General features: G+C 56.5%; 20 protein-coding genes. 9 read left to right on the top strand and 11 right to left on the bottom strand.

Features of this window, described 5'->3' with window-relative positions; genetic code table 11:
* Positions 1-24: 24 nt before the first annotated feature.
* Positions 25-1,959: a fumarate reductase/succinate dehydrogenase flavoprotein subunit gene (locus MWH26_RS04240; RefSeq protein WP_247976177.1), complete on the bottom strand. Its 1,935-nt coding sequence runs from the start codon at positions 1,957-1,959 to the stop codon at positions 25-27.
* Between the two features lie 19 nt (positions 1,960-1,978).
* The gene (locus tag MWH26_RS04245) at positions 1,979-2,653 is read right to left on the bottom strand and encodes a succinate dehydrogenase cytochrome b subunit (protein WP_244695389.1); all 675 of its coding nucleotides are present in this window, start codon (positions 2,651-2,653) and stop codon (positions 1,979-1,981) included.
* Between the two features lie 237 nt (positions 2,654-2,890).
* On the opposite strand from MWH26_RS04245, the gene MWH26_RS04250 reads away from it, so the two are divergent.
* Together MWH26_RS04250 and fabD are read left to right on the top strand one after the other, a co-directional pair.
* Positions 2,891-5,773, top strand: coding sequence for a T9SS type B sorting domain-containing protein (locus MWH26_RS04250; protein WP_247976178.1), 2,883 nt, complete (start codon positions 2,891-2,893; stop codon positions 5,771-5,773).
* A 226-nt stretch (positions 5,774-5,999) separates the two neighbouring features.
* Positions 6,000-6,887 (top strand): ACP S-malonyltransferase, encoded by an 888-nt coding sequence (gene fabD / locus MWH26_RS04255; RefSeq protein ID WP_247976179.1) that lies wholly within the window; start codon positions 6,000-6,002, stop codon positions 6,885-6,887.
* A gap of 170 nt (positions 6,888-7,057) precedes the next feature.
* On the opposite strand, the gene MWH26_RS04260 is transcribed toward fabD, so the two are convergent.
* From MWH26_RS04260 to MWH26_RS04270, 3 genes are all read right to left on the bottom strand, one after another.
* Complete coding sequence (locus MWH26_RS04260; protein ID WP_247976180.1) at positions 7,058-9,046, bottom strand: family 16 glycosylhydrolase; 1,989 nt, start codon at positions 9,044-9,046, stop codon at positions 7,058-7,060.
* A gap of 458 nt (positions 9,047-9,504) precedes the next feature.
* Positions 9,505-9,996 (bottom strand): 2-amino-4-hydroxy-6-hydroxymethyldihydropteridine diphosphokinase, encoded by a 492-nt coding sequence (folK, locus tag MWH26_RS04265; RefSeq protein ID WP_247976181.1) that lies wholly within the window; start codon positions 9,994-9,996, stop codon positions 9,505-9,507.
* Positions 9,997-10,001: 5 nt separating this feature from the next.
* On the bottom strand, positions 10,002-10,874 hold the full coding sequence (locus MWH26_RS04270) for an alpha/beta hydrolase family protein (protein WP_247976182.1): 873 nt from the start codon (positions 10,872-10,874) through the stop codon (positions 10,002-10,004).
* A gap of 291 nt (positions 10,875-11,165) precedes the next feature.
* On the opposite strand from MWH26_RS04270, the gene MWH26_RS04275 reads away from it, so the two are divergent.
* Positions 11,166-12,146 (top strand): polyprenyl synthetase family protein, encoded by a 981-nt coding sequence (locus tag MWH26_RS04275; protein WP_247976183.1) that lies wholly within the window; start codon positions 11,166-11,168, stop codon positions 12,144-12,146.
* A 100-nt stretch (positions 12,147-12,246) separates the two neighbouring features.
* On the opposite strand, the gene MWH26_RS04280 is transcribed toward MWH26_RS04275, so the two are convergent.
* Positions 12,247-12,555, bottom strand: a complete 309-nt coding sequence (locus MWH26_RS04280; protein WP_244695396.1) for a hypothetical protein — start codon at positions 12,553-12,555, stop codon at positions 12,247-12,249.
* A gap of 176 nt (positions 12,556-12,731) precedes the next feature.
* On the opposite strand from MWH26_RS04280, the gene MWH26_RS04285 reads away from it, so the two are divergent.
* Entirely contained in the window at positions 12,732-14,132 is a 1,401-nt protein-coding gene (locus tag MWH26_RS04285; RefSeq protein WP_247976184.1) for a cytochrome P450, read from the top strand.
* Between the two features lie 142 nt (positions 14,133-14,274).
* Here MWH26_RS04285 and MWH26_RS04290 read toward each other — a convergent pair whose 3' ends face one another.
* Positions 14,275-15,402: an MBL fold metallo-hydrolase gene (locus tag MWH26_RS04290; protein ID WP_247976185.1), complete on the bottom strand. Its 1,128-nt coding sequence runs from the start codon at positions 15,400-15,402 to the stop codon at positions 14,275-14,277.
* 208 nt (positions 15,403-15,610) lie between these two features.
* Entirely contained in the window at positions 15,611-16,087 is a 477-nt protein-coding gene (locus tag MWH26_RS04295) for a DUF4890 domain-containing protein (RefSeq protein WP_247976186.1), read from the bottom strand.
* A 210-nt stretch (positions 16,088-16,297) separates the two neighbouring features.
* Between MWH26_RS04295 and MWH26_RS04300 the strand changes: the two genes are divergently transcribed.
* Positions 16,298-16,858 carry a GNAT family N-acetyltransferase gene (locus MWH26_RS04300; protein ID WP_247976187.1) on the top strand — a complete coding sequence of 187 codons (561 nt, stop codon included), beginning with the start codon at positions 16,298-16,300 and terminating at the stop codon, positions 16,856-16,858.
* Between the two features lie 242 nt (positions 16,859-17,100).
* Here MWH26_RS04300 and MWH26_RS04305 read toward each other — a convergent pair whose 3' ends face one another.
* Complete coding sequence (locus MWH26_RS04305; RefSeq protein ID WP_247976188.1) at positions 17,101-18,450, bottom strand: peroxiredoxin family protein; 1,350 nt, start codon at positions 18,448-18,450, stop codon at positions 17,101-17,103.
* A gap of 264 nt (positions 18,451-18,714) precedes the next feature.
* On the opposite strand from MWH26_RS04305, the gene MWH26_RS04310 reads away from it, so the two are divergent.
* Positions 18,715-21,009 carry an aconitate hydratase gene (locus MWH26_RS04310; RefSeq protein WP_244695403.1) on the top strand — a complete coding sequence of 765 codons (2,295 nt, stop codon included), beginning with the start codon at positions 18,715-18,717 and terminating at the stop codon, positions 21,007-21,009.
* Positions 21,010-21,155: 146 nt separating this feature from the next.
* On the top strand, positions 21,156-21,620 hold the full coding sequence (locus MWH26_RS04315) for a hypothetical protein (protein ID WP_247976189.1): 465 nt from the start codon (positions 21,156-21,158) through the stop codon (positions 21,618-21,620).
* 93 nt (positions 21,621-21,713) lie between these two features.
* On the opposite strand, the gene MWH26_RS04320 is transcribed toward MWH26_RS04315, so the two are convergent.
* On the bottom strand, positions 21,714-22,127 hold the full coding sequence (locus tag MWH26_RS04320) for a hypothetical protein (protein ID WP_247976190.1): 414 nt from the start codon (positions 22,125-22,127) through the stop codon (positions 21,714-21,716).
* Positions 22,128-22,278: 151 nt separating this feature from the next.
* On the opposite strand from MWH26_RS04320, the gene MWH26_RS04325 reads away from it, so the two are divergent.
* On the top strand, positions 22,279-22,965 hold the full coding sequence (locus MWH26_RS04325) for a TIGR02117 family protein (protein WP_247976191.1): 687 nt from the start codon (positions 22,279-22,281) through the stop codon (positions 22,963-22,965).
* A gap of 154 nt (positions 22,966-23,119) precedes the next feature.
* On the opposite strand, the gene MWH26_RS04330 is transcribed toward MWH26_RS04325, so the two are convergent.
* The gene (locus tag MWH26_RS04330) at positions 23,120-23,482 is read right to left on the bottom strand and encodes a hypothetical protein (protein ID WP_244695407.1); all 363 of its coding nucleotides are present in this window, start codon (positions 23,480-23,482) and stop codon (positions 23,120-23,122) included.
* Positions 23,483-23,883: 401 nt separating this feature from the next.
* Here MWH26_RS04330 and MWH26_RS04335 point away from each other — a divergent pair, with 401 nt between their 5' ends.
* Complete coding sequence (locus MWH26_RS04335) at positions 23,884-24,099, top strand: hypothetical protein (RefSeq protein ID WP_244695408.1); 216 nt, start codon at positions 23,884-23,886, stop codon at positions 24,097-24,099.
* The last annotated feature ends 41 nt before the right edge of the window (positions 24,100-24,140 follow it).

The following is a 24,140-nucleotide window of genomic DNA, read 5'->3' on the forward strand; positions in this document are numbered from 1 at the left end:
TTAGCTGCCACTTGCTGCTCACGGCTACTTGTAGCTACGCTGCGTCAGCTTCACGTTCTCGAACTTCAGCTCTTCCTTGTTCAGGATTTCCGGCTGATTTTCGCCAACGAACTGCCAGGCAGCTACATACGTGTAATTCTCGTCGTCGCGCAGAGCCTCGCCTTCGGGCGTTTGGTACTCCTCGCGGAAGTGGCCTCCGCAGCTTTCGTTGCGGTTGTAAGCGTCATCTACCATTAGCTCGCCCAGTTCCAGGAAGTCGGCTACGCGGCCGGCGCTTTCCAGCATCTGGTTCATCTCCTGATCGGTGCCGCTCAGTTTCAGATCCGTCCAGAACTCCTTGCGTAGCTTCTGAATTTCGCGCTTGGCGTGCTGTAAGCCTTCCGCCGTGCGGGCCATGCCGCAATACTCCCACATAATATGGCCCAGAGCCTTGTGGAAGTCAGCGGGGGTGCGGGTGCCGTTGATGCTCATCAGCTTCTTTACCCGGGCGTTTACTTCTGCCTCTGCCTCTTTGAAGGCCGGGTGGTCAGTAGTAACGGGCTTGGGAGCTGTTTGCGCCAAGTAATCACCAATGGTGTAAGGAATTACGAAATAACCATCGGCGAGTCCTTGCATCAGAGCCGAAGCCCCCAGGCGGTTAGCGCCGTGGTCAGAGAAGTTACACTCGCCGGTAGCGTACAGGCCCGGGATGGTGGTTTGCAGGTTGTAATCTACCCACAGGCCGCCCATGGTGTAGTGCACGGCTGGGTAAATGCGCATGGGCTGCTCGTAGGGGTTTTCGCCGGTAATCTTGGCGTACATATCGAACAGGTTACCATACTTCTGGCTTACCCAATCAGCACCGTTGCGCTTGATAACGTCAGCAAAGTCCAGGTAAACGGCTAGGCCCGAGCTGCCTACCCCCCGCCCCTCGTCGCACATCATTTTGGCGTTGCGCGAGGCTACGTCGCGGGGCACTAGGTTACCAAAGGCTGGATACTTGCGCTCCAGGAAATAATCCCGCTCGTCTTCCGGAATATCGGAAACCCGGATCTGACCGGCACGCAGGCGCTCGGCAGTTTCCTTGGAAGCCGGTACCCACACGCGCCCGTCGTTACGCAGCGACTCCGACATCAGCGTCAGCTTCGACTGATAGTCGCCCGATACGGGAATGCAGGTAGGGTGAATCTGGGTGAAGCAGGGGTTGGCAAAGTACGCGCCCTTTTTATGGGCCCGCCACGCGGCGGTAGCGTTGCAGTACTTGGCGTTAGTGCTCAAGTAGAACACGTTGCCGTAACCTCCGGTAGCTAGCACAACTGCATGAGCCGCGTGCTGCTCTACTTCACCGGTAATCAGGTTGCGAGTGATAATGCCGCGGGCTTGGCCATCTACTACCACCAGATCCAACATTTCGGAGCGGGTGTAGAGCTTTACTTTGCCGTAAGCTACCTGACGCGAAAGGGCGGAGTAGGCACCCAACAGCAGCTGCTGTCCGGTTTGGCCGCGGGCATAGAACGTGCGGCTTACCTGGGCCCCGCCAAAGGAGCGGTTGGCCAACAGTCCACCGTACTCGCGAGCGAAAGGTACGCCCTGCGCCACGCACTGGTCAATGATGTTTACCGACACCTGAGCCAGGCGGTACACGTTGGCTTCGCGGGCCCGGTAGTCACCACCCTTAATGGTATCGTAGAACAAGCGGTACACGGAGTCACCGTCGTTCTGATAGTTTTTGGCAGCGTTGATACCCCCCTGAGCAGCAATGGAGTGCGCCCGGCGAGGAGAATCGTGGTAAGTGAAAGCCTTTACGTTGTAGCCCAGCTCAGCCAGGGAAGCCGCAGCGGAAGCACCAGCCAAGCCCGTGCCCACTACAATAACGTCGTATTTCCGCTTGTTAGCGGGGTTTACGAGCTTAACGTTGAACTTATGCTTATCCCATTTCTCGGCCAAAGGGCCTTCGGGAATTTTGGAATCCGGAAACATCGGCTATCGAGTTTAGGACTTATTTGAAAAAGAAGAAGTAGACCGGCATGGCGGCGAAAGCGGCGCACACGATGATCGAGAAGCCGTAGCCAAACAGTTTGATGGCCGGCGTGTATTTGCGGTGGGTTAGGCCCAGCGTCTGGAAAGCGCTGCTGAAGCCATGTAGCAAGTGGTAGAGCAAGGCTACCTGACCTACCACGTACAAAAACACGTAGAACGGGTTTTTGAAGGCGGCTAATACCAGCGCGTACGCATCTTCGTTGCCGTTAGCATCGCGCGGTACATCGGTGAAGCGCAGGGAGCCAAAGAAGTTGTACAGGTGTACAATCAGGAAAAATAGCACAATAGAGCCCAGCAGCGACATGCTGCGCGAGTGCCAGGAGCTGTTCTGCTCAATGTGGTCCGAGACGTAGCCTTGCTTACCACGGGCCGCGCGGTTTTTTGCGCCCAGCGCCAAGCCTTCGTAAATGTGAAAGCCAAAGCCCAATACCAGCACAATTTCCATGGTGCGGATAAGTGGGTTGTGACCCATAAACTCAGAGTAGGCATTGAATGCCGCGCCATTATCAGCCTTGAATAACTGCAGGTTACCAACTAGGTGCACTACCAGGAAGGTGCAGAGAAACAGGCCCGTGACGGCCATAATAATCTTACGGCCGATGCTACTAGAAAAGGTTTTTGTGATCCAACTCATAGAGAGCTACTGAAGGGGTGTGGGTAGGTCAGTTGTACCGGCCAAAGGTAGCCTCCAACCTAGTAGGAAACAATCTGAATAAGGCTTTGCCGTTATAGTGAATCTATAGCCGGCCAACTCCGTTAGTACCTACTACTAAGCAGTTAACCCACGCGACGCCTTTTTTGTTAGGTTACCGGCTGGTTTTTCACGAACTTCCTTTTCCCTTGTATTCCCGCCTACTAATACCTTGATTGTATGAATCTTCCGTTACGTAATCATCCGGTCCGGCTGGCGCTGATTGGCTTGTTATGGCTGATAGCTTGGCTGGTCCCGGCCCCGAAGGCTCAGGCTACCCACTTGCGAGCCGGCGACATCCAAGCCAAAACGGATACTACCCTGCCGGTTGCTAACCGCAACCCACGCCGAGTATTCTTTAAAATGGTGCTGTACACGAGTGTTACTTCTAACGGGGCAACTGCGGCAGACGAACCTAACGTTACCATATTTTACGGCGACAATGACAACTCGGGCTATAATGCAATTCCTCGCGTCAAAAGGACACTGGTAGCGCCGAACGTGTATCGGAATGTGTACTATTTCGAGCACACCTATAATGCCCCGGGTAACTATCTAGTTAGTTACTTGAGCGTGAATAGGGTAGTAGGGGTACAAAACCTAACTAACTCTATCAACGAGTCGTTCTACATCTCGACGCGCATCACCATTGACCCCATCATCAATGTTAACCGGTCGCCGGCATTGTTGGCACCGGCCATTGATCAGGCTAGCCGCCGGCAAGTGTTTCTGCACAATCCGGCTGCCTTTGATGCCGATGGCGATTCTCTAGCCTTTAAGTTGCGGCCCAGCCAACAAGCTGGTAATCCGGAGGATTTGGTAAGGACCAATGCTGCCCCCCGTCCGACCCCAGTTTCTGGTTTCCGCTACCCCGACGATCCATTTTTTCGGGCTATTCAAGTGCCATATGTGGGGCCGCCTGTAGGGGTGCCCAACGACCCGGCTATTTTCCGCCAGGACGTACGTACGGGCCAAATTGTTTGGAACTCGCCGGAGGTAGTAGGCGAATACAACGTGGCGTTTGTAGTGGAAGAATGGCGGCGTACTCCCGGTGCGCCACCTCGTCTGATCGGGGAGGTAATTCGGGATATGCAGATTACCGTGACGCCCAGCCAGAACCTGCGGCCTACTCTGGTAGTGCCTCCTGATATCTGCGTCATAGCTGGTAATCCCATTCCAACAGTTGTTGTGACGGCCACTGACCCCGATAACAATCCGGTGCTGCTAGAAGCGTTTTCGGGCATCTTGCCGCCGGCCACGTTTGTGCGCAACTCTACTGGTCCGCCTACCGCCCGCGGAACGTTTAACTGGACCACCACTTGCGCCGACATCCGCTCCGAGCCGTATCAGGTATTGTTTAAAGCCACGGACCAGCCCGCCGCTGGTCTTACCCCGCTCATTGATGAGCGGCCACTGCAGATTACTGTTATTGGACCGGCCCCGCAGAACTTGCGGGTTAGCGCCGTCGGCAACACGGCCCGCCTCGATTGGAACAGCTACCTCTGCCAAAATCCCGGAGCTCAGATTCGCATTTACCGGCGTGAGGGGCCCAGCGGCTGGACGCCCGGACCTTGCGAAACGGGCATTCCAGCTTCCAGAGGCTACACCCAGATTGGAGCAGTTAATGTAGGCAGTCAAACGTTCCTTGACGACAACAACGGCCGTGGGCTAGATCGGGGCAAAAACTATTGCTACCGCATTTACGTGGAGTTTGCCCGGCCCGCTGGTGGGGCCAGCATCGCCTCCAACGAAGCTTGTCTTTCCCTGACGGGCACTTCTGCCCGCCTCACCAACGTAACCGTGGACCGCACAAGTGCTACCAACGGACAAATCACGGTGCGCTGGACTAAGCCAACTTCTTCGAGCGGATTCAATACGCCCGCCGGCTACCGCTTGTACCGCGCAGTAGGGCAAAACCCTGCCGCCACGGCATTCCAGCAAGTGTTTACTACCACCAACCTGGATGATTTAACCTTCATCGATCAGAACCTAAATACCACGGACAATGCGTATTCCTACCGGCTCGACTTCTACAGCGCTTCTACGCCAGGTGGAGTTGAGACAGTAGAAACTGCCGGGCCGGCCTCTAGTGTCCGCGTGACTGTAACGCCCAACCCGCTGGCCAATACCATCGGGCTGACTTGGACTTACAACGTGCCTTGGGACAACTCGCGGCGGCCTACTACCGTGTACCGGCGGTTGCAAACGGGCGGCGCTTTCGTGCCAGTCGGCAAGGTAACGGGTACTACCACCGGGGGCGCCTTTACGGACCAGGGTACTACGGCTCAGCCGCTGGTGAAGGGCCAGACCTATTGCTATTATGTCAAGACGAACGGCACGTATGACGTAGCCTCGCCGGACTCGTTGATTAACCTCAGCCAGGAGCAATGCGTGGCTCTGCAAGCCGTGCCGTGCACGCCGGTACTCACCCTCAAGGCCACGAACTGCGACAGTTTGGCTAGCCGCCTGTTTCAGCTGCCAGCTACCAATCCATCTACTGGGGAAGTATTCACCAATAACCTGAGCTGGACGCTGAGCAACCAGCCTACAGCCGACTGCAGCCGCGACATTACGCAGTACATCATCTTCTTTGCGCCAACCGACGCAGAACCGCTCAAAGAAATTGACCGGGTGCCCGGTACGCAAACCACGTACGCTCACCGCAACTTAACTTCTGCCGCCGGCTGTTACGCCGTGCAAGCCATAGATACTAATCAGGCAACGAGTGCTTTGAGTAACAAGGAATGCAAGGATAACTGCCTGTTGTTCTTGCTACCCAACATTTTCACCCCGAACGGCGACGGAGTAAACGACACCTTCCGGCCCAAGGTCTTTAGCCCCATTGAGCGGACGACGGTCAGAATCTACAACCGCTGGGGCACGAAAGTGTATGAAAGTGACAAAGATCCGCTCATCAACTGGAGCGGTGGCAACATTGGAGCCGAGTCGGGTTCTGGTAGCAAGGTTTCTGATGGCATGTACTTCTACCAGGCCGAGGTAGAGTTCCGGGATGCAAACCGGACCAAGCGCACCTTTAAGGGGTGGGTACAGATCAACCGTTAGAACTACCTCTAGCCAAAAACAAACCGGGCGCCTCACCACAGGCGCCCGGTTTGTTTTTGTAGCAAGCCGAGCACTAGAGAATTCGGGTTTACTCGCTGCAGAAGGGCCACGGCGGTTTTGGCTTCCGGGGCGTTTTGTGCAGCTTGCAGGTGAAAGCGGGCCGCTATGGGGCTAGGATCCAGTGTTGTTGAGGGCTGGCCCAAGGTCTTTATTTAACCCTTTACGAATGAAAGCAGTCATTTTTCCCGGTCAGGGAAGCCAGTTCAGTGGCATGGGCCGCGACCTGTACGAGCAGCATCCGGAGGCCAAGCGCCTGATGGAGCAGGCCAACGATATTCTGGGCTTTTCTCTGACGGAGGTAATGTTTACCGGCTCCGAAGAAGATCTGCGCCGGACGGATGTAACCCAGCCCGCTATTTTCCTGCATTCCGTGGCACTGGCCGCCGTCTTGCCTGATTTGCGTCCCGATATGGTAGCAGGCCATTCCTTAGGCGAGTTCTCGGCGCTGGTAGCAGCTAAAGTGCTCAAGTTTGAGGACGCCTTACGCCTAGTAGCCCAACGGGCCCAGGCCATGCAGGCCGCCTGCCAGGAGCAACCCGGTACTATGGCCGCTATCCTAGGGCTGGATGACGACACGACGGCGCGTATCTGCCAGGAAATTAGTGCTGGTGGCAATGTGGTAGTAGCTGCCAACTACAACTGTCCCGGTCAGCTGGTGGTATCTGGTTCCCAATGGGGCATTGAACTGGCCTGCGAGCAGCTCAAAGCAGCTGGTGCCAAGCGGGCTTTGCCGCTACCCGTGGGTGGAGCCTTTCATTCTCCGCTCATGCAGTCAGCGGAAGCAGCGTTGGCTCAAGCCATTGCGGGCACTACCTTCTCGGCGGGCATTTGTCCCGTGTACCAGAACGTAGACGCCGCGCCCCATACCGACCCCGACGAAATCCGGGAAAACCTGGTGCGTCAGCTCACGGCTCCCGTGCGGTGGACCCAGAGTGTGCAGCGCATGGTAGCCGATGGAGCCACCGAGTTTGTAGAATGCGGCCCGGGCAAGGTGTTGCAAGGCTTGGTAAAGAAGATTGCTCCAGAAGCAGCCGGAAGTTCAGCCGCCGTGTAGCGGGTAGCAATCTGGTTTATTTGGCCCCACTACAACAGTCGTATACGCGGCGTTGTGGTGGGGCTTTTTCAAGTTCGCTAATGACGAAGCCTACCTTAGCAAGTAAGAGCTACGGGTAGCACTAATCAAGCAGCATGGCTGCTTTCCTTCAGCCAGCTAAACCAAACGAGCTATTTGCCCGGCGTGCGGTTAAAGAGGCCTTGCCAGGCGACTGTCATGTTCCAGTTTTCGCAGGTAGGGTTCCTGTAGCGGCAGCCTGTGTAGGCGAAAAAGCGCAGTTCATTGTTTTGGGCGCGGTAAAAAATATTTCCGCTCGGGCCAACTGCAAGAGACGGAAACTCAGTAGCGGCTGACTCAGTGGTAGCCGTAAAGCACTTGAAGCGGTTAGTATTGTAATAGCTGTCAATCCAGCGGTGAAGCCACGTGCCAGCTGCATTCTGGTAGAAGCTTTGCAGCCTGCCATCAGCCCCCACGTAAACAGCCTGTTTCTTTACGTCGTCCCAGGCAATATTACCCTTGGCCGACAGAAAACCGGGCTGGTTGTTAGGAGTCAGCGCATCATGCACCCAATTATCACCCGACCACTGGTACCGATGCACGGCACGGTCGGCCCCAATATAGAAGATGCTACCCAGCCCGCTCGCGACAATAGAGCCTGGGCTGGTATGGACTGTGCCATTGACCGGTTCCTTGCCTCCTAGTAAGTAATGAGTGTAAGTCTCATTTGCAGGCTCCAAGACATGAATTCGGTAGTCAAGACCCTTGTAGTAGACCCTCACTTTACCATTGGCTAGATTGTCGAGTACAAGGTCGCCGAGGGCAACCGCGGGAGTAGGTGCCGTTGAATCAGCGGTGGGGGCGTAGCTCAAATAGCTATGAACCCATGCTGTATCGGCCCGATGAAGCAATTGTACCTGGCGGTCCTGACCGATGTAGTAAAGGTCGCCGTTGGTGGCAGTGGCCACACTGCCAGACGTAGTTGACGGCTGGGACGCGAGCGGCGCGGCAGGTGACACATACCCATGGATCCAGCCGGAATAGAAACTGTAAGACTGCAGCCGCCCATCGTGCCCCCGGTACGTTACTAAGTTGTGCTTGGGGTTAAAGTGAAGCTCCCCGTTGATCTGCCAGTTGCGGTGATGTGCCTGTGCAGGATCCACTTCGCTCGTTACCCATTGGTTGTCCAAGGAACGGAGGCTACGGTAAAGGAGGCCATTGGTGCCGCAGAAGAATAGTTCATCCTTGTTATTGGGGTTAACGGCAATTGACCCGGGACGAGGACTTACATACTCCAGCCAGTCGTTGATGGGCTTTTTGAAAACATAGTTCACGTATTCCTGCTCCGACTGGTCGTAGGAAACGGCATACTGACCCTGCAGTGGCTTATAGACGGTAATGTAATCAATGTCCATTTCGGCGTGCGTAATGCCCATGGCTACCGCCTCGCGAGTCATTTGCAGGTTGGCTAGAATGCGCGCCGTATAGGCGTGGGTCTGCACCTGGGAACTGGTCACGGTGTACTGCTCTCGGTCGTTAAGAAAAAACGTAACCTGGGTAGGCGTCCAAACTACCGTGTAGGTGTTGAAGTCCTGAGACAAGTCGCGCCCGTCTTTGGTGCTGCGTCCGCCACAGGTCCAGGCACCCAGCGGAATCGTGTCGCAGCCCTTTGAGCCGGAGGTGGCGCAGAGTTGATTACGCTTATCCCAATCGAGCACACCGCTGCTAATCTGGCGGCGGGGCTCGTCGTTCCCATTATCGATTACGTCAATTTCAGTACCAGCGCTCAGCAGCCAGAAGGTAGGCCAAACGCCTTTGCCGTTAGCAGGCAGCTTACACCGAATTTCAAACATGCCATAGGCAAAGCCCGCCCAGTTATCCGGAGCCCAGCCCGCGGGCACACTAACCGGGTCATACGCCTTGGTAGACATGATCCGGCCCGATACATATGCAATGTTGGTACGACGGGCCGCCGTATTAAGCGCTGCTCGTTGCGCGGCCGGAACCACATCAGCCTTAAGGCGAAGGATGCCACCTCCCGGAAATTCTACTTGGGAGGCTGCGTAGTACTCTGTGCCCCAGCCATCGAGGCCATCTACTTCCCAGTTGCCGCTGGCCTTTAGCTCATCTACGTTTCTATAGTTGAACTCGTCTTGGAACACAATCCGGTAATTTGATCTGTCCAGCTTACACTGCGCTGCCACTTTCGTAGTTAATAAGCACAGGGCAAGCAGCAACAGAGCTAGCCAGCGCAGAGGCTGGTAGGCTTTTATGAAGAGGCAAACGAACTGCCTGTAAAGTGCAAACATGGTGATACAGCAGGTATATACAGACCAGTTTACTATCCATGAAACCGCCCGAAAAGCAGCTATAGAGTAGGAATTAATGGCTGTCGCTTTACTTTTCTACTGGTATTGGCAGCCACTAGTTGTGTGCTAATCCCGCAACAACCTAGTGTAACGTCAGTGCAACTCGCCGTTAGGAGCAGGCGAAAGGGCGCGAAGATCAGTATCTTTTCAGGTTTTCCGGAGCTCTTACCTGTCATAGCTATTGTGCGCAAATATGCTAGACGCCCAAGTTGAACGGCTGTTCAGCTGCTATTGCTAGTACAAGGAGTAACCTACGAAGCTGCTGGATACCTCTTTACGGCTAACCCGTCGGTACACACAGCCAGCAGCTCTGCTATGGTTTTTCCTGCCTGCGGGTGCACTACCGAAGCAGCAATTTCAGCTAGTGGAACCAGCGCGAACCGCCGCTCCGGCAGGCGCGGGTGGGGTAGAGTAAGTCGGGGACTTTGTATTACCACTTCGTTGTACAGCAGAATATCCACATCAAGGGTGCGGGCGCCCCAGTGAATTAGACGCTCCCGGCCAGCTTGTTGCTCAACGGCTTGGCAGGCGTCGAGTAGTTGCTCGGGTAGGAGGGAGGTATGCAAGCGGAGAGCCTGGTTTAGGAAAGCGGGCTGCGCAGTAAGGCCCCAAGCCGCGGTTTCGTACAAGCCGGATGCTGCCACTACCGGACCCACGGTTGTCATAAGGCCCTCCACGGCCTGGCGAAGAATGGCAACCCGGTCGCCAAGGTTGGAGCCCAGTAGGAGGTAGGCGGTAGGCATAACAACTACAAAACGCGGCGCAGAAAATCTACTGTCACATCGGCGGCAGCCAAGGCTTGGGCGGGCAAATGCGCCCCTGGCCATGGGTGGCTGCCACCAAAGTTGTGAGTCACTTCTGGCAGGATGGCCAATTCGGCGGCTGGTTTGCAGGCGTGCAACTCGTGGGCCCGCGCTACGGGTACGGTTTCGTCCTGGTCGCCGTGTACGATGAGGAGGGGCTGCTTGAGCTTGCGGCGGACATTGTGCGGAATATCCAGCCGCAGCCGATTCCGGTGGTAATCCTCCACAATCTGGAAGTACAGGGGCAATTGCTGCTTGGTGCGGCTATTTTCCACGTAATACACGCCTTGCTGCTGCCAGTGTTGCATCAGCTCCGCGGTCCAGCCGGGGTTTACATTGCTGATGGCGGCCCAGGTAACCACAGCTTTCACCCGCACATCTTCGGCACCTTTCAGCAGCACTAGGCCGCCGCCGCGGCTGTGTCCAATGAGGGCCATACGGGTAACGTCCAGTTCCGCCGCCGGAAGATCAGCTTGCTTAGAATCGAGCAGGTAGTCCAGCAGGGTCCCGATGTCATTTAGCTCCAGGGAAAAGTTATTTCGACCGAACGCCTCTAAGTCCTCTAGGTCGCCGGTGCCGTCCACTACTAGCCCGTTGTGCGAGAGGTTCAGCTTCACGAATACAAAGCCTTGCTGGGCAAACCAATCGGCCAGTAGGTTGAAATGGCCCCAGTCTTTGAACCCCTTGAAGCCGTGCACAAACACCACTACGGGCTTGGGTTGCCCAGTAGGTACGTACCGCAAATCAGCCGCAAAGGGGCGGGCGTGATGGGTGCTAGTGAGTAGCAAATCAAGGCGGACGGGCTGTGGTTGTGGCATACGGGCGAAGGTAAGCGGTGAAACAGTGTGTTTGCTGTTTTGCCTCGGTGAGCAACTCGCCGCTACCCTGCCTGTTCAACGTGTTGTTGCCTGAAACGTGGCCAGCCTTGGCTGGCGAGCAGGGAGGTAGGGCTTGGCACGTTACCCGGCTTTAGTTCGCGGGGAGGGCCGCCGGGGTAGTGCTGCTCGCCAAGATGGCGCGGCTAGGCCCTGGCGCGCATAAACTCACCGTTTCACTACCTCACTATTTCACCTTTTTCCCCGTATCATTGCAGCGCCCAACACACCTGCATGACCGTTACGCTGGACCAGATACAGGCGCCCATCGCCGCCGAGATGGAGGAATTCGAGAAGAAATTCCGCCAGTCCATGCAAACGCGCCAGCTGCTGCTCGACAAAATCATGGGCTACATTGTGAAGCGCAAGGGCAAGCAAATCCGGCCCATGTTTGTGTTCTTCACGGCCAAAATCAGCGGCGGCGACCCGCTACCCGAGGCAACTTTCCGGGGCGCAGCCCTCATCGAGCTGCTGCACACGGCCACCCTAGTTCACGACGATGTAGTGGACGAGAGCAACTACCGCCGCGGCTTTTTCTCCATCAACGCCCTCTGGAAAAATAAGATTGCCGTGCTGGTAGGCGACTACCTGCTGAGCAAAGGCCTATTGCTGAGCCTGGAAAACGACGATTACGACCTGCTCAAAATCGTGAGCAACGCCGTGAAGGAGCTGAGCGAAGGCGAACTGCTGCAGATTGAAAAAGCACGCCGCCTTGATATCACCGAGGACGTTTACTTTGATATTATTCGGCAGAAAACGGCTTCGCTGATTGCTTCCTGCTGCGCCGTGGGGGCCGCTTCAGCCGGGGCCGATAAGGAAACCATTGAGCGGGCTCGCCTTTTTGGGGAGAAGGTAGGCATGGCCTTCCAGATTAAGGATGACCTCTTTGACTTCGGAACCGACGAAATCGGTAAACCGGTGGGCATTGACATCAAGGAGAAAAAGATGACGCTGCCCTTAATTTACGCTCTCCAGCAGGCCGATTGGCTGACCAAGCGCCGCGTCATCTACAACGTGAAAAACAACGACGGCCGCAAGGACCGGGTGCAGGCCGTCATTGAGTTCGTGAAGAAATCCGGCGGCCTGAACTACGCCATTCAGGTAATGGAGCGCTACCGCGACGAGGCCCTGACAATTCTGCGCACCTTCCCCGAATCTGCTTCCCGCACTTCGCTGGAGCAGCTTATTAACTACACCATTGAGCGGGAAAAGTAACCACACCAACGGGTAGGGTTGACCTCCGCATAAAAAAGGCTCGCCGTTTGGCGAGCCTTTTTTATGCGGAGAATTTATGCCGAGCAAGCCACGTAAAAGCTTAGTGCTCCGGCTCGGCTACCTGGTAGGAAACGCTTTCTGGAGCAACCTCCGACACCTCGAAGTGCACGCCATCGAAGGTGCTTTTGACGGTGATTTCGTGGGTCATGTCGCAGCCGGGGCACTTGATTTCTTCAGTTTCAAACTGGCCGTCATCCTCGGTGGAGTTAGCCAGGTGGTCGGCGGCGGGTACGCCTAGCAGGTCCGTGAAGACTTCCGTGTGACACTGGTTGCACTCGAATTTGAGGCCTACCGTGCGGCCTTGGAGTTCGTCAAGCGGGGCGGGGGTATTTTTTTGCTGAATCCACATAGGAAAGCGAGAGTTTGGTTGTTGGAGAAAGTTCGGGAGGCCGCGTTGGGCTAATAGGCTGTACGCGCGGAAGGTAGGCTGGGGTTGTGCTACGGGCGGCCCAAACCCATTAATGCAGCTGTGCCTCGTGTTTTGCCTTATCTTCGATTCAACTCTGTTGGCATTAGTCCTCCCGCATGTCTACGCCCATATTGCCTGCTCCCGAAGCCCCGGTGGCTCCCTTTCCCTGGATACCGCGCTGGCGCACCCTGCTCACGTCCCTGGCCATGGCCCGGGACCCCATCGGCAACCTGAACCGCGCCCATGCTGCGGGCGGCGACACGGTAGGGCTGCACCTGGGCGGCATCCGGCCCTGCTACGTCACCCGCGACCCGGCCCTGGTGCAGCACATCTTGCAGAAAAACCACCGCCGCTACCTTAAATCCGACCTTACCCACGGCCTGGTGCGCTACATTGGGCGGGGGCTGCTGACCAATGAGGGGGCCGACTGGCTGCGGCAGCGCCGCCTGATTCAGCCCGGCTTTCACCGCCAGCGCCTGGCCGGCCTGACCCGCCTGATGCAAGCCGCCGCCGAAGACTGGACCCAGGAACTACGCCAGCTAACCGCGGCGGGCCCAGCCTTAGTGGATATTCACGAGGCCATGACCCGCGTGGCTTTTCGCATCATTGCCCAGGCCACCTTTGGGACTAGTATGAGTGACGCGGAGCGAAACCGGCTTTCCGACGTGCTGACCCAGATTCAGGCGTTTTACGTGCGCACCATCCGGCAGCCCTACCTGCGGCCCTGGCTGCAAGGCACCGGCAGCTACCGGCGGCACGAAGCTCTGAGCCTAGAGCTACGCGAGTTGGTTCGCGGCTACATCCGCCAGCGTCAGGCTACGGGCCCCACGGCAGCCACCCACGATGATTTACTGCAAATGCTGCTGGATGCCCGCTACGAGGATACTGGGGAGCCCATGACGGAGGAGCGGCTGGTAGATGAGGCCAACATTTTGCTGCTAGCTGGCCACGAAACCTCCGCCAACGCCCTGAGCTGGCTGTTTTACTTGCTGGCTACCCACCCTGAGGCGGCAGCCCGCATCCGGGAGGAGCGGCAGGCAGCGGGGCTAATGGAGCGGCCGCCGAAGTTTGAGGAGCTGGCGCAGCTGCCGTATTCTATGCAGGTTATTCAGGAAACCATGCGCCTATACCCGCCAGCCTGGATTCTGGACCGCGTGGCGCTGGAAGACGATGAGTTTCAGGGGCGCCCAATTCCCAAGGGCACTCTGTTTTCGCTTTACGTGTACGGCCTGCACCGCCACCCTGATTTGTGGCCTGAGCCCAATGCCTTCCGGCCCGAGCGGTTCGGGCCGGGAGCCCAACCCGCCGTGCCTGCCTATGGCTACCTGCCCTTTGGGGGCGGGCCGCGCCTGTGCATTGGCAACCACTTCGCCCTAACCGAAATTCAGCTGGTGCTGCTGGAAACCCTGCAGCATTTCAGCCTGGAGCCAGCCTCAGAAGCCACCGTAGTGCCCGTGCCCTTGGTGACGCTCCGGCCCCAGGAAGGCGTATTCCTACGGTTCGCGCGGCTGAGATGACGTAGCTGAGTCTCCATTCCACAAAGGTATTGTCATGCTTGATCTAGCGTCCGCTTGTCGAAGCATGACAATACCGTTTAGTACCAGTTATACACTACCGGAAAAAAGCAAACGTACTTCTTCGCTGGAAAAACGGACATCCTCATTTCCACCAGGCTACCTGTGGCAATGGGCCAGCGCCGAGCGTCACGGGCTGGCCCAGCTCTGGGGTAGTAATGAGCAGCCCCAGCCGAGCGGCAGCGGCGGCGGCCCGCGTAACGGGTTCGTTCCAGGCGTGGTGGGCTTCCGTGAAAGCGCCCCAGTGTACTGGCAGTAGTAGCCGGGCCCGCACATCCAGGGTTGCCTGTACGGTTTGCTCCGGAAGCATGTGAATTTGGGCCCACTGGGCGTCGTACTGTCCGCATTCCATTAGGGCCACATCGAAGGGGCCATGCTGCTGGCCGATGGTTTGGAAGTGGGGCCCATACCCGCCGTCGCCGCTGTAGAACACCCGTTTATCAGCCGATTTAATAACCCAGGAACTCCAGGAAGTTGAGTTCCGGTTTGTGAGGCCGCGCCCGGAAAAGTGGCGGGCAGGAGTGCTCGTAATCGATACTCCTCCCGGCAACTGCACCGACTGGTTCCAGTCTAGCTCCTGCACCCGCTCCGGGGCTACCCCCCAGGCCAGCAGGTGAACCCCTACGCCCAAGGGCACAAAGAAGTGGGTAGTTTTGTCCTTAAGCCGCAGAATGGTCTGGTAGTCAAGGTGGTCGTAGTGGTCGTGCGAGATGAGCACTGCATCAATGGGCGGCAGCTGCTCGGCGGTTATAGCCAGCTGCGGATTATAGCGCTGGGGCGTTATCCAGGAAACCGGGCCCATTTTCACGCTTAGCATGGGGTCCAGCAGAATGTTCTTGCCTCCAATTTCTACCAGGCTGGCGGAGTGCCCAAACCACGTCACGCGGAGCAGCTCGGGTGTTTTTTGGCGGATGCTCGCCGGATCAAGCGGCCGCGTGGGCAGGGGAGCGGCTGGTTTGTCGTTGGGTGTTTTGCTGAACAGAAAGCGCCATAGGGAGCCGAAGGTACTGCCGCCGGTCATGAGGGTAGTGGGCACCAAATTCTGGAACTCTCCATCCTGGTAGTGGCCTGATTTGGCGTAAGCTGCCCGTTGCGCCTTCGTGGGCTTGCCGCCGAACTCCGGGCTGAGGTTGGCGAAAGCAACTCCCGCTACCACCATCACAATAAGCAGGCTGACCGTCAGAAGGCCAATAGTTTTCAGGAGTCTTTGCATGGAAACAAATGCTAATTCGAAAGGCCAGAAGCCGTGCCACGATTACTTTAGAAGCGAAACCAACCCGCGCCCTACCCGGGTAGTCGGTATGGTACGGTAAATACTTTACGTGGCTGGCCCAGGGAAAAGCACACTCCGGCAGAAACATAAACACCACGGCCCGATCTGGGCAGACCGGGCCATGGTGTTAACAGCATAGGAAGTGGGTTTAGCTACGGCCGTTGAAGTCACGGCGGTCGGTGCCCCCGCGCCGCTCGTGCTGGCGGCTACCCATCTGGCGCGTCCGCTCCTGGCGCTTGGCTTCCAGCTGGGCGTACTGCTTTTTCGACAGTACGTCCTTGAGCTTCTGGTCGGTGCTTTCGTGAATGCGCTTGGCTTCCTCGCGTAGCTGGCTCCGGTCGTTGCTACCGGCGCGGCTCCGCAGGGCGTGCATCTGCTGCTGCTGGTCTTGGAAAATCTTCTCGACTTTCGACTTCTGCTTGCTGCTTAGGTCGAGTTCTTGGGCTAGCGTATCGGTGCGGCGCTGGCGGTCCTGGGCGCTGCCGTGGCCCCGGCGGTGGCCCTGGTCACGGCCTTGGCGTTGCTCCCGGCCCTGAGCGGGGCGGTCGTCAGCGGCGAAGCTAGCACCGGCGAAAGAGGCAGAAAGTCCGAGGAGAAGGGCGAGGCTGAAAAGTTGCTTTTTCATGGGAAGAAGGAAATTGGAATGTGGTTTCAAGTGGAAGGAGGTAGGGCGTTGCGCCCTGTCTGCCCTTATTCAAACCCAGTGCCTCATTCCAATCTTGAGGGGGCACTATCCATCACTACCCCGAAAAAGCCGACCAACTCCCGCGTTTAATCGGCTTGTGCTGAAAAGCTGGCGCTGCGTGCCCCCACGCTATTTTAGTACCTTGGCCGCATGACACCACCGTTGACTTTAGTAGCTGGTCCGCTCACGGCCGTTCCGCAGCTCGAGACCACCGATTTACTGTTGCGCGGCCCGCGAGTTACCGACTTGCCCGAGTTTGCCGCCATGGCAGCCGACCCGGATTTCTACCGCTACGTGGGTGGCAAACCCCAGAACGAAGAAGAAGCCTGGCGCCGGCTACTAGCTCAGCAAGGCCACTGGACGCTGCTCGGCTACGGAGCCTGGTCGGTGGAGGAAAAAGCCACTCGCCGCTTTATTGGTACCGTCGGCTTTTTTGATTTTCAACGAGACCTGACTCCCTCCATCAAGGGCACCCTCGAAGCCGGCTGGACCCTGGCCCCGCGCGTGCACGGCCGCGGCTACGCTACCCAGGCCGTAGGAGCGGCCCTGCAGTGGGCCGAAGCGCAGTTCCCCGTCGCCCGCCTAACCTGCATCATCGACCCCGATAATGCGGCCTCTCTGGCAGTAGCCCGCAAGTTTGGCTTCCAAGAAATAGCTCGCCCCATCTACCACGACGCCCCCATTGTGCTGCTAGAGCGAATCACGGATTAAGACGGATTTTTCGGATTGCACGGATTTTCTGGGGGTAGGCTGCTGCCGCTCCATGACTGCCGAACACCCAACCAAACAGGAAGGGCTTGCCAATTGGCAAGCCCTTCCTGTTTGATAAAATCAACCCGAATTGACTGCAGGTGGCTGAGTTCTTTTTCACCTGCTCTTCGAGTAAAGGTAAACACCTACCTGACTTGACTATAACCTCGGTGCAACTCGATGAATCCGTCTTAATCCGTGAGTTACTCGGCTAGAAGTTGGTCGATGGTCTGGTTGAATTCCGCTACCTCCTGCTCGTAGTACTTGCCGGTGCCAGGGCCCGAGAAGCCGGTGTGAATCTTACGTACTTCGCCTTTTTTGTCGAGGAAAATAGTGGTTGGGAAAGCCAATACCTTCTGAATCTGAGGCAAGGACTGGCTGGCGGCGTCCTTGTTGGCTTCGCCGGCCACGGCCAGGTCGTAGCCCACGTTCAGGCGCTGCTTCATCTTTAGTAGCTTCTGCGAGGCCACCTTCTGGTCGGCCGTCCGCTCGTAACCCAGTCCGATGATTTCCACGCCGCGCTGCTTGTTTTTCTCGTACCAGGGAGCCAGGAAGTTGGTTTCGTCCATGCAATTGGGGCACCAGGAGCCCAGAATCTGGACCACTACTACCTTGCCTTTGTACTTGGGGTCGGAGGGGGAGATGCTGCCGCCTTCATAAACGCTCGGGAACTTGAAGTCGAGCTTTTTTTGGCCGGGTTTCATACCAGTAAGGGCGTTTGCGTCGGGCAGTTTGGCGTTCGGGTCGAGGGTAGCCGTCCACGTTTCGTGGCCCGATTTGCCGCTGTAGAAGTGGCCTTTCAACTCTGTAAAACCATCGTTTTTCACATCATCGGCGGTAAACAGGAACCCGTGGCTACCATCGAAAGTGGACAACTTCATGCGGAAACCTTTAGGACCTCGAACGATTCCACCAGCCAGATAACGATAGTCTCCGGTTGTAGTAAGAAAAGAACCACTCAGATTCCCGTTACGGTACTTGAATAAGCCTACAGCCGGATATGATTTGCCTTCCCCATCAGTGAATGTTACCTTGTATGTAGCAGTGCTGGTGGACAAGGCTTTGTTAATTGGAAATATACCTTTTGTTCCATCATCATATTCATCGTAAAACAAGGCTTGATTTCCCCTGGACGCTGTGAAGGCTACCCGGTAGGGCTCCTTGGCGTCGTACTTTACCCAAGCGCCTTTCAACTTGTTGGCTCCATCGGTACGCACCACCAGCGCGGCGTCAAACACGCCCAGGCGGATGGTAGTGGAGTCGCCGACGGTTTTGATTTCGTCTAGCTTTAGGCGCTCCTCGCCGTTGCGTAGGTACACGGCTACGGGTTGGTTGTTGTTTCCGGTTTCTACATCAAACAGAAACGGAATTTTCTGGCCCTGGGCCGCCAGCACCCCGCGCCAGGTGCCCGCCGGCAGGTAGGTGGCGTTGGCGCCGGTAGTTTCCGCGGGCTTGGTTTTTTCGGAGGAAGAGGAATTGGACTGACAGGCCACCGCGGCCAGCGCGAGTCCGGCCCCGGCTATGGCCTTGCGAAACGAGAAGGCAACGGGCATGGGAAAAAAGTTAAAAGGTTGATTCGGGGCTAAACTACTCAGAGGGCAGGATAGTTTACCAGAAGCCGGCGAGCAGAACCAAGAATGCGGCGCCTACCGGTCACTACGCCAGCACACTGCGTAAACCTGCCTTTTGGAATAATTCTAAATCAGGCCGGGGGCGTAGGCGGAGGCCCGAAATTTTAGGCTGCGCAACGACCGACAACTATATTTGCGTACCTGTCTACTATAGGCACGTTCTCTCCACTTTTTCCATTTCGCATTATGGCGTTTGACTTAGAAATGATCAAGGCCGTGTACGATGGCATGGGCTCCCGCATTGAAGCCGCCCGTACCGCCGTTGGCCGTCCGCTTACCCTGACTGAAAAAATCCTGTACGCTCACCTGTACGGCGGCTCTGTTTCGCAGGCGTATGAGCGGGGCGTTTCCTACGTCGATTTCGCTCCCGACCGGGTTGCCATGCAGGATGCTACCGCCCAAATGGCGCTGCTCCAGTTCATGCAGGCCGGTAAAGCCAAGGTGGCCGTACCCAGCACCGTACACTGCGACCACCTGATTCAGGCTAAAGAAGGAGCTGACCAGGATTTGGCCATTGCTAACTCCGAAAACAAGGAAGTATATGACTTCCTGGCTTCGGTATCCAATAAGTACGGCATCGGCTTCTGGAAGCCCGGTGCTGGTATCATTCACCAGGTAGTACTCGAGAACTACGCCTTCCCCGGCGGCATGATGATCGGTACGGACTCGCACACGCCCAACGCCGGCGGCTTGGGCATGATTGCCATCGGCGTTGGTGGCGCCGATGCCGTAGATGTTATGTCGGGCATGGCCTGGGAGCTGAAATTCCCGAAGGTAATTGGCGTAAAGCTCACTGGTAAGCTCTCGGGCTGGGCCTCGGCGAAAGACGTAATTCTGCGCGTGGCCGGCATCCTGACCGTAAAAGGCGGTACCGGTGCTATTGTGGAGTACTTCGGCGAGGGCGCCAACGCGCTGTCGGCCACTGGCAAAGGCACCATCTGCAACATGGGCGCTGAGATTGGGGCGACTACCTCTGTCTTTAGCTACGATGAGAAGATGGGCGACTACCTGCGCGGTACGGGCCGGGCTGATATTGCTGATGCCGCTGCTGCCGTAGCTCAGCACCTGCGCGCTGACGACGAGGTATATGCTAACCCCGCCAATTTCTACGACCAGCTCATCGAAATCGACCTGAACACCCTGGAGCCCTACGTGAACGGTCCGTTCACGCCGGACGCTGCCTGGCCGATTTCGCAGTTTGCTGCTGCTGTGCGCGAGCACAACTGGCCCGCTAAACTGGAAGTTGGTTTGATCGGCTCCTGCACGAACTCCTCGTACGAGGACATTACCCGCGCCGCCAGCATTGCCAAGCAAGCTGCCGACAAGGGCCTGACGGTGCAGGCGGAGTACACGGTAACGCCTGGCTCGGAGCTGGTGCGCTACACCGTGGAGCGCGACGGGCTGCTGGATACGTTCGCTCAGATGGGTGGGGTAGTGCTGGCCAACGCCTGCGGTCCGTGCATTGGGCAGTGGGCCCGCCACATGGACGATATGAAGCGGCCAAACTCCATCATCACCTCGTTCAACCGCAACTTCGCCAAGCGCAACGACGGCAACCCGAACACCCACGCTTTCGTGGCCTCGCCCGAAATCGTAACCGCCTTCGCTATTGCCGGTGATTTGACCTTCAACCCCCTGGTTGATACCCTGACCACGAAAGACGGCCAGCAGGTACGTTTCGACGAGCCCCGGGGCATTGAGCTGCCACCCCGTGGTTTCGCCGTGGAAGATGCGGGTTACCAGGCACCCGCCGTTGATGGCTCAGGCGTGCAGGTAATCGTAGATCCGGCTTCCGACCGTTTGGAGTTGCTGGAGCCCTTCCGCCCGTGGGAAGGGGTAGACCTGAAAGGCCTGCGTCTGCTCATTAAGGCCCAGGGCAAGTGCACCACCGACCACATTTCGATGGCCGGCCCGTGGCTGAAATACCGCGGCCACCTGGATAACATCTCCAACAACATGCTCATCGGGGCTATCAATGCCTTCAACGGCGAAGCTAACGCCGTGAAGGACGCCCTAACCCAGGGTACGCCGTACTCCGCCGTGCCCCAGGTAGCACGTAACTACAAAGCCCAGGGCATCGGCTCGGTGGTAGTAGGTGACGAGAACTACGGCGAAGGTTCGTCGCGGGAGCACGCGGCCATGGAGCCCCGCCACTTGGGCGTGCGCGCCGTGCTGGTGAAGAGCTTTGCTCGTATTCACGAAACCAACCTGAAGAAGCAGGGTATGTTGGCCCTGACCTTCGCTAATAAGGCTGACTACGACCTGATTGAGGAGGACGACACCATCGACATCCTCGGCCTGACGGAGTTTGCCCCCGGCAAGCCCCTGCAGATTCGTCTGCACCACAGCGACGGTGACACCGACCTCATCACGGTAAATCATACCTACAACCAGGGCCAGATTGAGTGGTTCAAAGCCGGCTCGGCCCTGAACCTGATCCGCCTGAAAGAGTCGGGCCAGGCGCAACTGTCGCAGAAGTAATTCTGGTTTCACCTTGCCTGTAGCAACGGCCGCTTCCTAGTTGGGAGGCGGCCGTTTTTGTTGCTAGCCTAGTCTAGTTGCAACCTCTACGCCTTCAAGAGCATCTGCAGGAAGACACCGGTACTATCCTGACTTAATTACTACCCATGAAACAACCCTTTACGCTTGGTTTTGGCGCGCTGGCTTTGTTGAGCGGCTGTATCACACCAGTGGACGAAGCCGAATCTGGCCCCAAAACAGAACTATTGGTCAAGAGCCTGGAAAGCGAATATGGCTGTTATAACACTGCCCGCCAGATGCACATCAACCTGTCGGAAACTTACACCGTCATCCATTCCCAAGCTCAGTTCGATCAGCTGGTGAGCGGCAGCTGTCGGCCGCAGATTGACTTTGCTACCTACGATTTGGTAATCGGCAAAAAAGGGCTGCCCAACAGTGAGGCAGGCATTCACTACACCCTACAACGGGAGTACGAAACCAAACGGGTTGTCCTTCACGTGGTATTTACCCTGAGCATGACTACGGAAGCTCCCAACGTAACCTACCACGCCTTGGTGCCCAAGCTGGCAGCCAGCGAGGGGGTAGACGTGAAAATTGAAATGAAGAAATAATGGAACCTCTGATGTCCGTAATAAAAAGGCCGCGACTTACCAGTCAGCGGCCTTTTTGTGCTACTATAACTTGCCTGGAAATGCCAACAAGCCTTACATGGTAGCTACTTGCGCCGGGCGCACTTCTCGGGGCCTTTGCACGAGGTAGTAATACAGTAAAATCAGCAGGCCGGTAAGGAAGGGAAATAGAGCCAGGTGCTTGCCCGTAACCGCCCCCCAAACGTGAATGGTATCGAAGCCCAGAAACTCGCTCACCATCCAGTAGGAGTTGGCGGAAATCCAGAACACGATGGCCAAGTTATGCGCTAGCTCGGCCTTGATGTCGCGCGTGCGCCAGGTAATGACCAGGGCAATAGCCAGGGTAGGAAAAATCATGGCAATGCCCAAGGGCTTCCAGACCATGCACCAGCCGATGTCCTTGAGCAGCCAGAACAGGATGTGCATATTTTCCATACGGCGGTAAGGGGCCGGAATACTGTACAGGTGCTCGTCGGGGGGCTGGTTCATGGGAGTTAACAAGGAAAAGCCAAAGATATTGAGCCGGTGGTGGTTGGAAAAAGCCGGCAGGTGCGGTAGCAGGATTTAGGACTTACGGGCGTCTTTTTCTCTACTGCTGCGTATGAGGGGCTGATTTCAGTTCACCTTGTTCGTAGTTCTAATGGCCGAAGCGCTTCGGAAAGCAGCAAAAGGAGCCGCCTACGTGGGCGGTGGTATTATAGGTGCCCTGGCCTTATATGTGGCCGCTTCCGTGGGCTTGTCCGCTATTCCGGTGGGCCGGGCCAACTCGCCGGCCGTTGGCAATATTCCGGCCTACATCTTGTCCAATGGCGTGCATACTGATATTGTACTGCCCGTGCGCACCAGCCACATGGACTGGACCGAGCTGGTGCCCTACTCCGCCGCTCCCGTGCTGGACCCCAGCCGCGACTACATCGGCTTTGGCTGGGGCGACAAGGGCTTCTACCTGAATACTCCCACCTGGGCCGAGCTGAAGCCCAGTACGGCCGTTAAGGCCATGTTTTGGCTGAGCACCACGGCCATGCACGCTACCTTCCACCACCAGCCCCAACCCGGCCCCGACTGCGTGCAGGTGCTGCTAACCCCGGCTGAGTATGCGCGCCTAGTTGCCTTCATCAAAAACAGCTTCGACTACGATGCGCAGGGGCGCACCCAGCACATCCAGGGGCATAGCTACGGGCAGCACGATGCCTTTTATGAGGCTAAGCGCACCTATAACCTGTTTTATACCTGTAACACCTGGGCTAACGAGGGCCTAAAGGTTGCCGGTCAAAAGGCCGCCCTCTGGACTCCGTTTGAGTTTGGAATCTTCTGGCAGTATCGGTAACAGCTACTGGTTCCACCAGAAAAATTGTCGGGAAATCAGGTAGATGAGGCCAGCAAGGCAGACAGCTACGCTTGAGTAACGAGCAAAAAAAGCCCGGCTGGTTTCGCAGCACGCGACACAGCCGGGACAGAGGGGTGGAAAGGGAAACCGGAAGCTAGTTTAGCCAAACCTGAGCTACGGGCTCGAAGCGGTGGCGGGCGAAGGCTCCGTACGGCTGCTCAGCATAAAAGCCAAGCACATGCACCTGCAACTCACCAGTACGGGCGTTGCGGCGCATTTGTATCGGATACACCTGTCCAGCCGCTGGCCAGTCTCCGATGTGGTCGGTTGGGCGGCAGCTAGCATCAACGCAGCGGGCATATTGCTGCACGGGAAGCGGAAAAGGAAGCTTTACTTTCGACATATCCAAAGATAACAATATTTGAGGTTTTGCGCTAAAAATATTAGATAAAAATGTGAGCAATATTGAGAGTATAAATGCCTCTATACGGAACTCTTTATTGAAATTATGAATCATAGAATTTTGCATCAACCAGGTCGTTTTAATATATAATAAATTATATGTATTGAAGTATTAGCTAATATAGTTAGTAAAAAAAGGGTTGTCATTTGTGTAATAGACACAAGGGTACGGATGCTTGCCTTAATGATGCTCTTGCCACAGACTATAACTCTTCGGGGCGGACGATCCAGGTTTCTGGCGTAATGCAAGCGGTAGCAAAAGCAGGGAAGGAGTAGACTTGAAGAAGAATGTCGTAGCTATTGACGTCAGGATTTTCCGACAGCGTAGCTCAGCAAGTAGGCCAATAGTTGTCAACCCAAGTCTCCTCACGAAATATAGATAGGACATATTGCTGATGTTATTGCAAATCAGCGTGTTGAGCTTGCTGTTGCGGCTACCAGCAACGAACTTTGGATATGAAATTCTTACTTCTGCTGTGGATGAGCCAGCATCCTTTTCTGGTAGAAACAGAGCAGGGCAGCCACCAAGTGGCCGCCGCGGCTCTACAGTTAACCCACAACACGAAATTGGCCTTAGCTACTTACGAGCGTAGCCTGTTGGAAATGGTAGCGCGCCGAGAAATGACCCTCGCTCATTTGCTGGCCTACCTACAGGAGTCGGAGCAAGCCTAAATCCGATGTACAGTACTTAGCCTGCCCGCAGGCCCGCTTTT

Source organism: Hymenobacter sublimis, from assembly GCF_023101345.1.
In the GTDB taxonomy this organism is placed as follows: domain Bacteria; phylum Bacteroidota; class Bacteroidia; order Cytophagales; family Hymenobacteraceae; genus Hymenobacter; species Hymenobacter sublimis.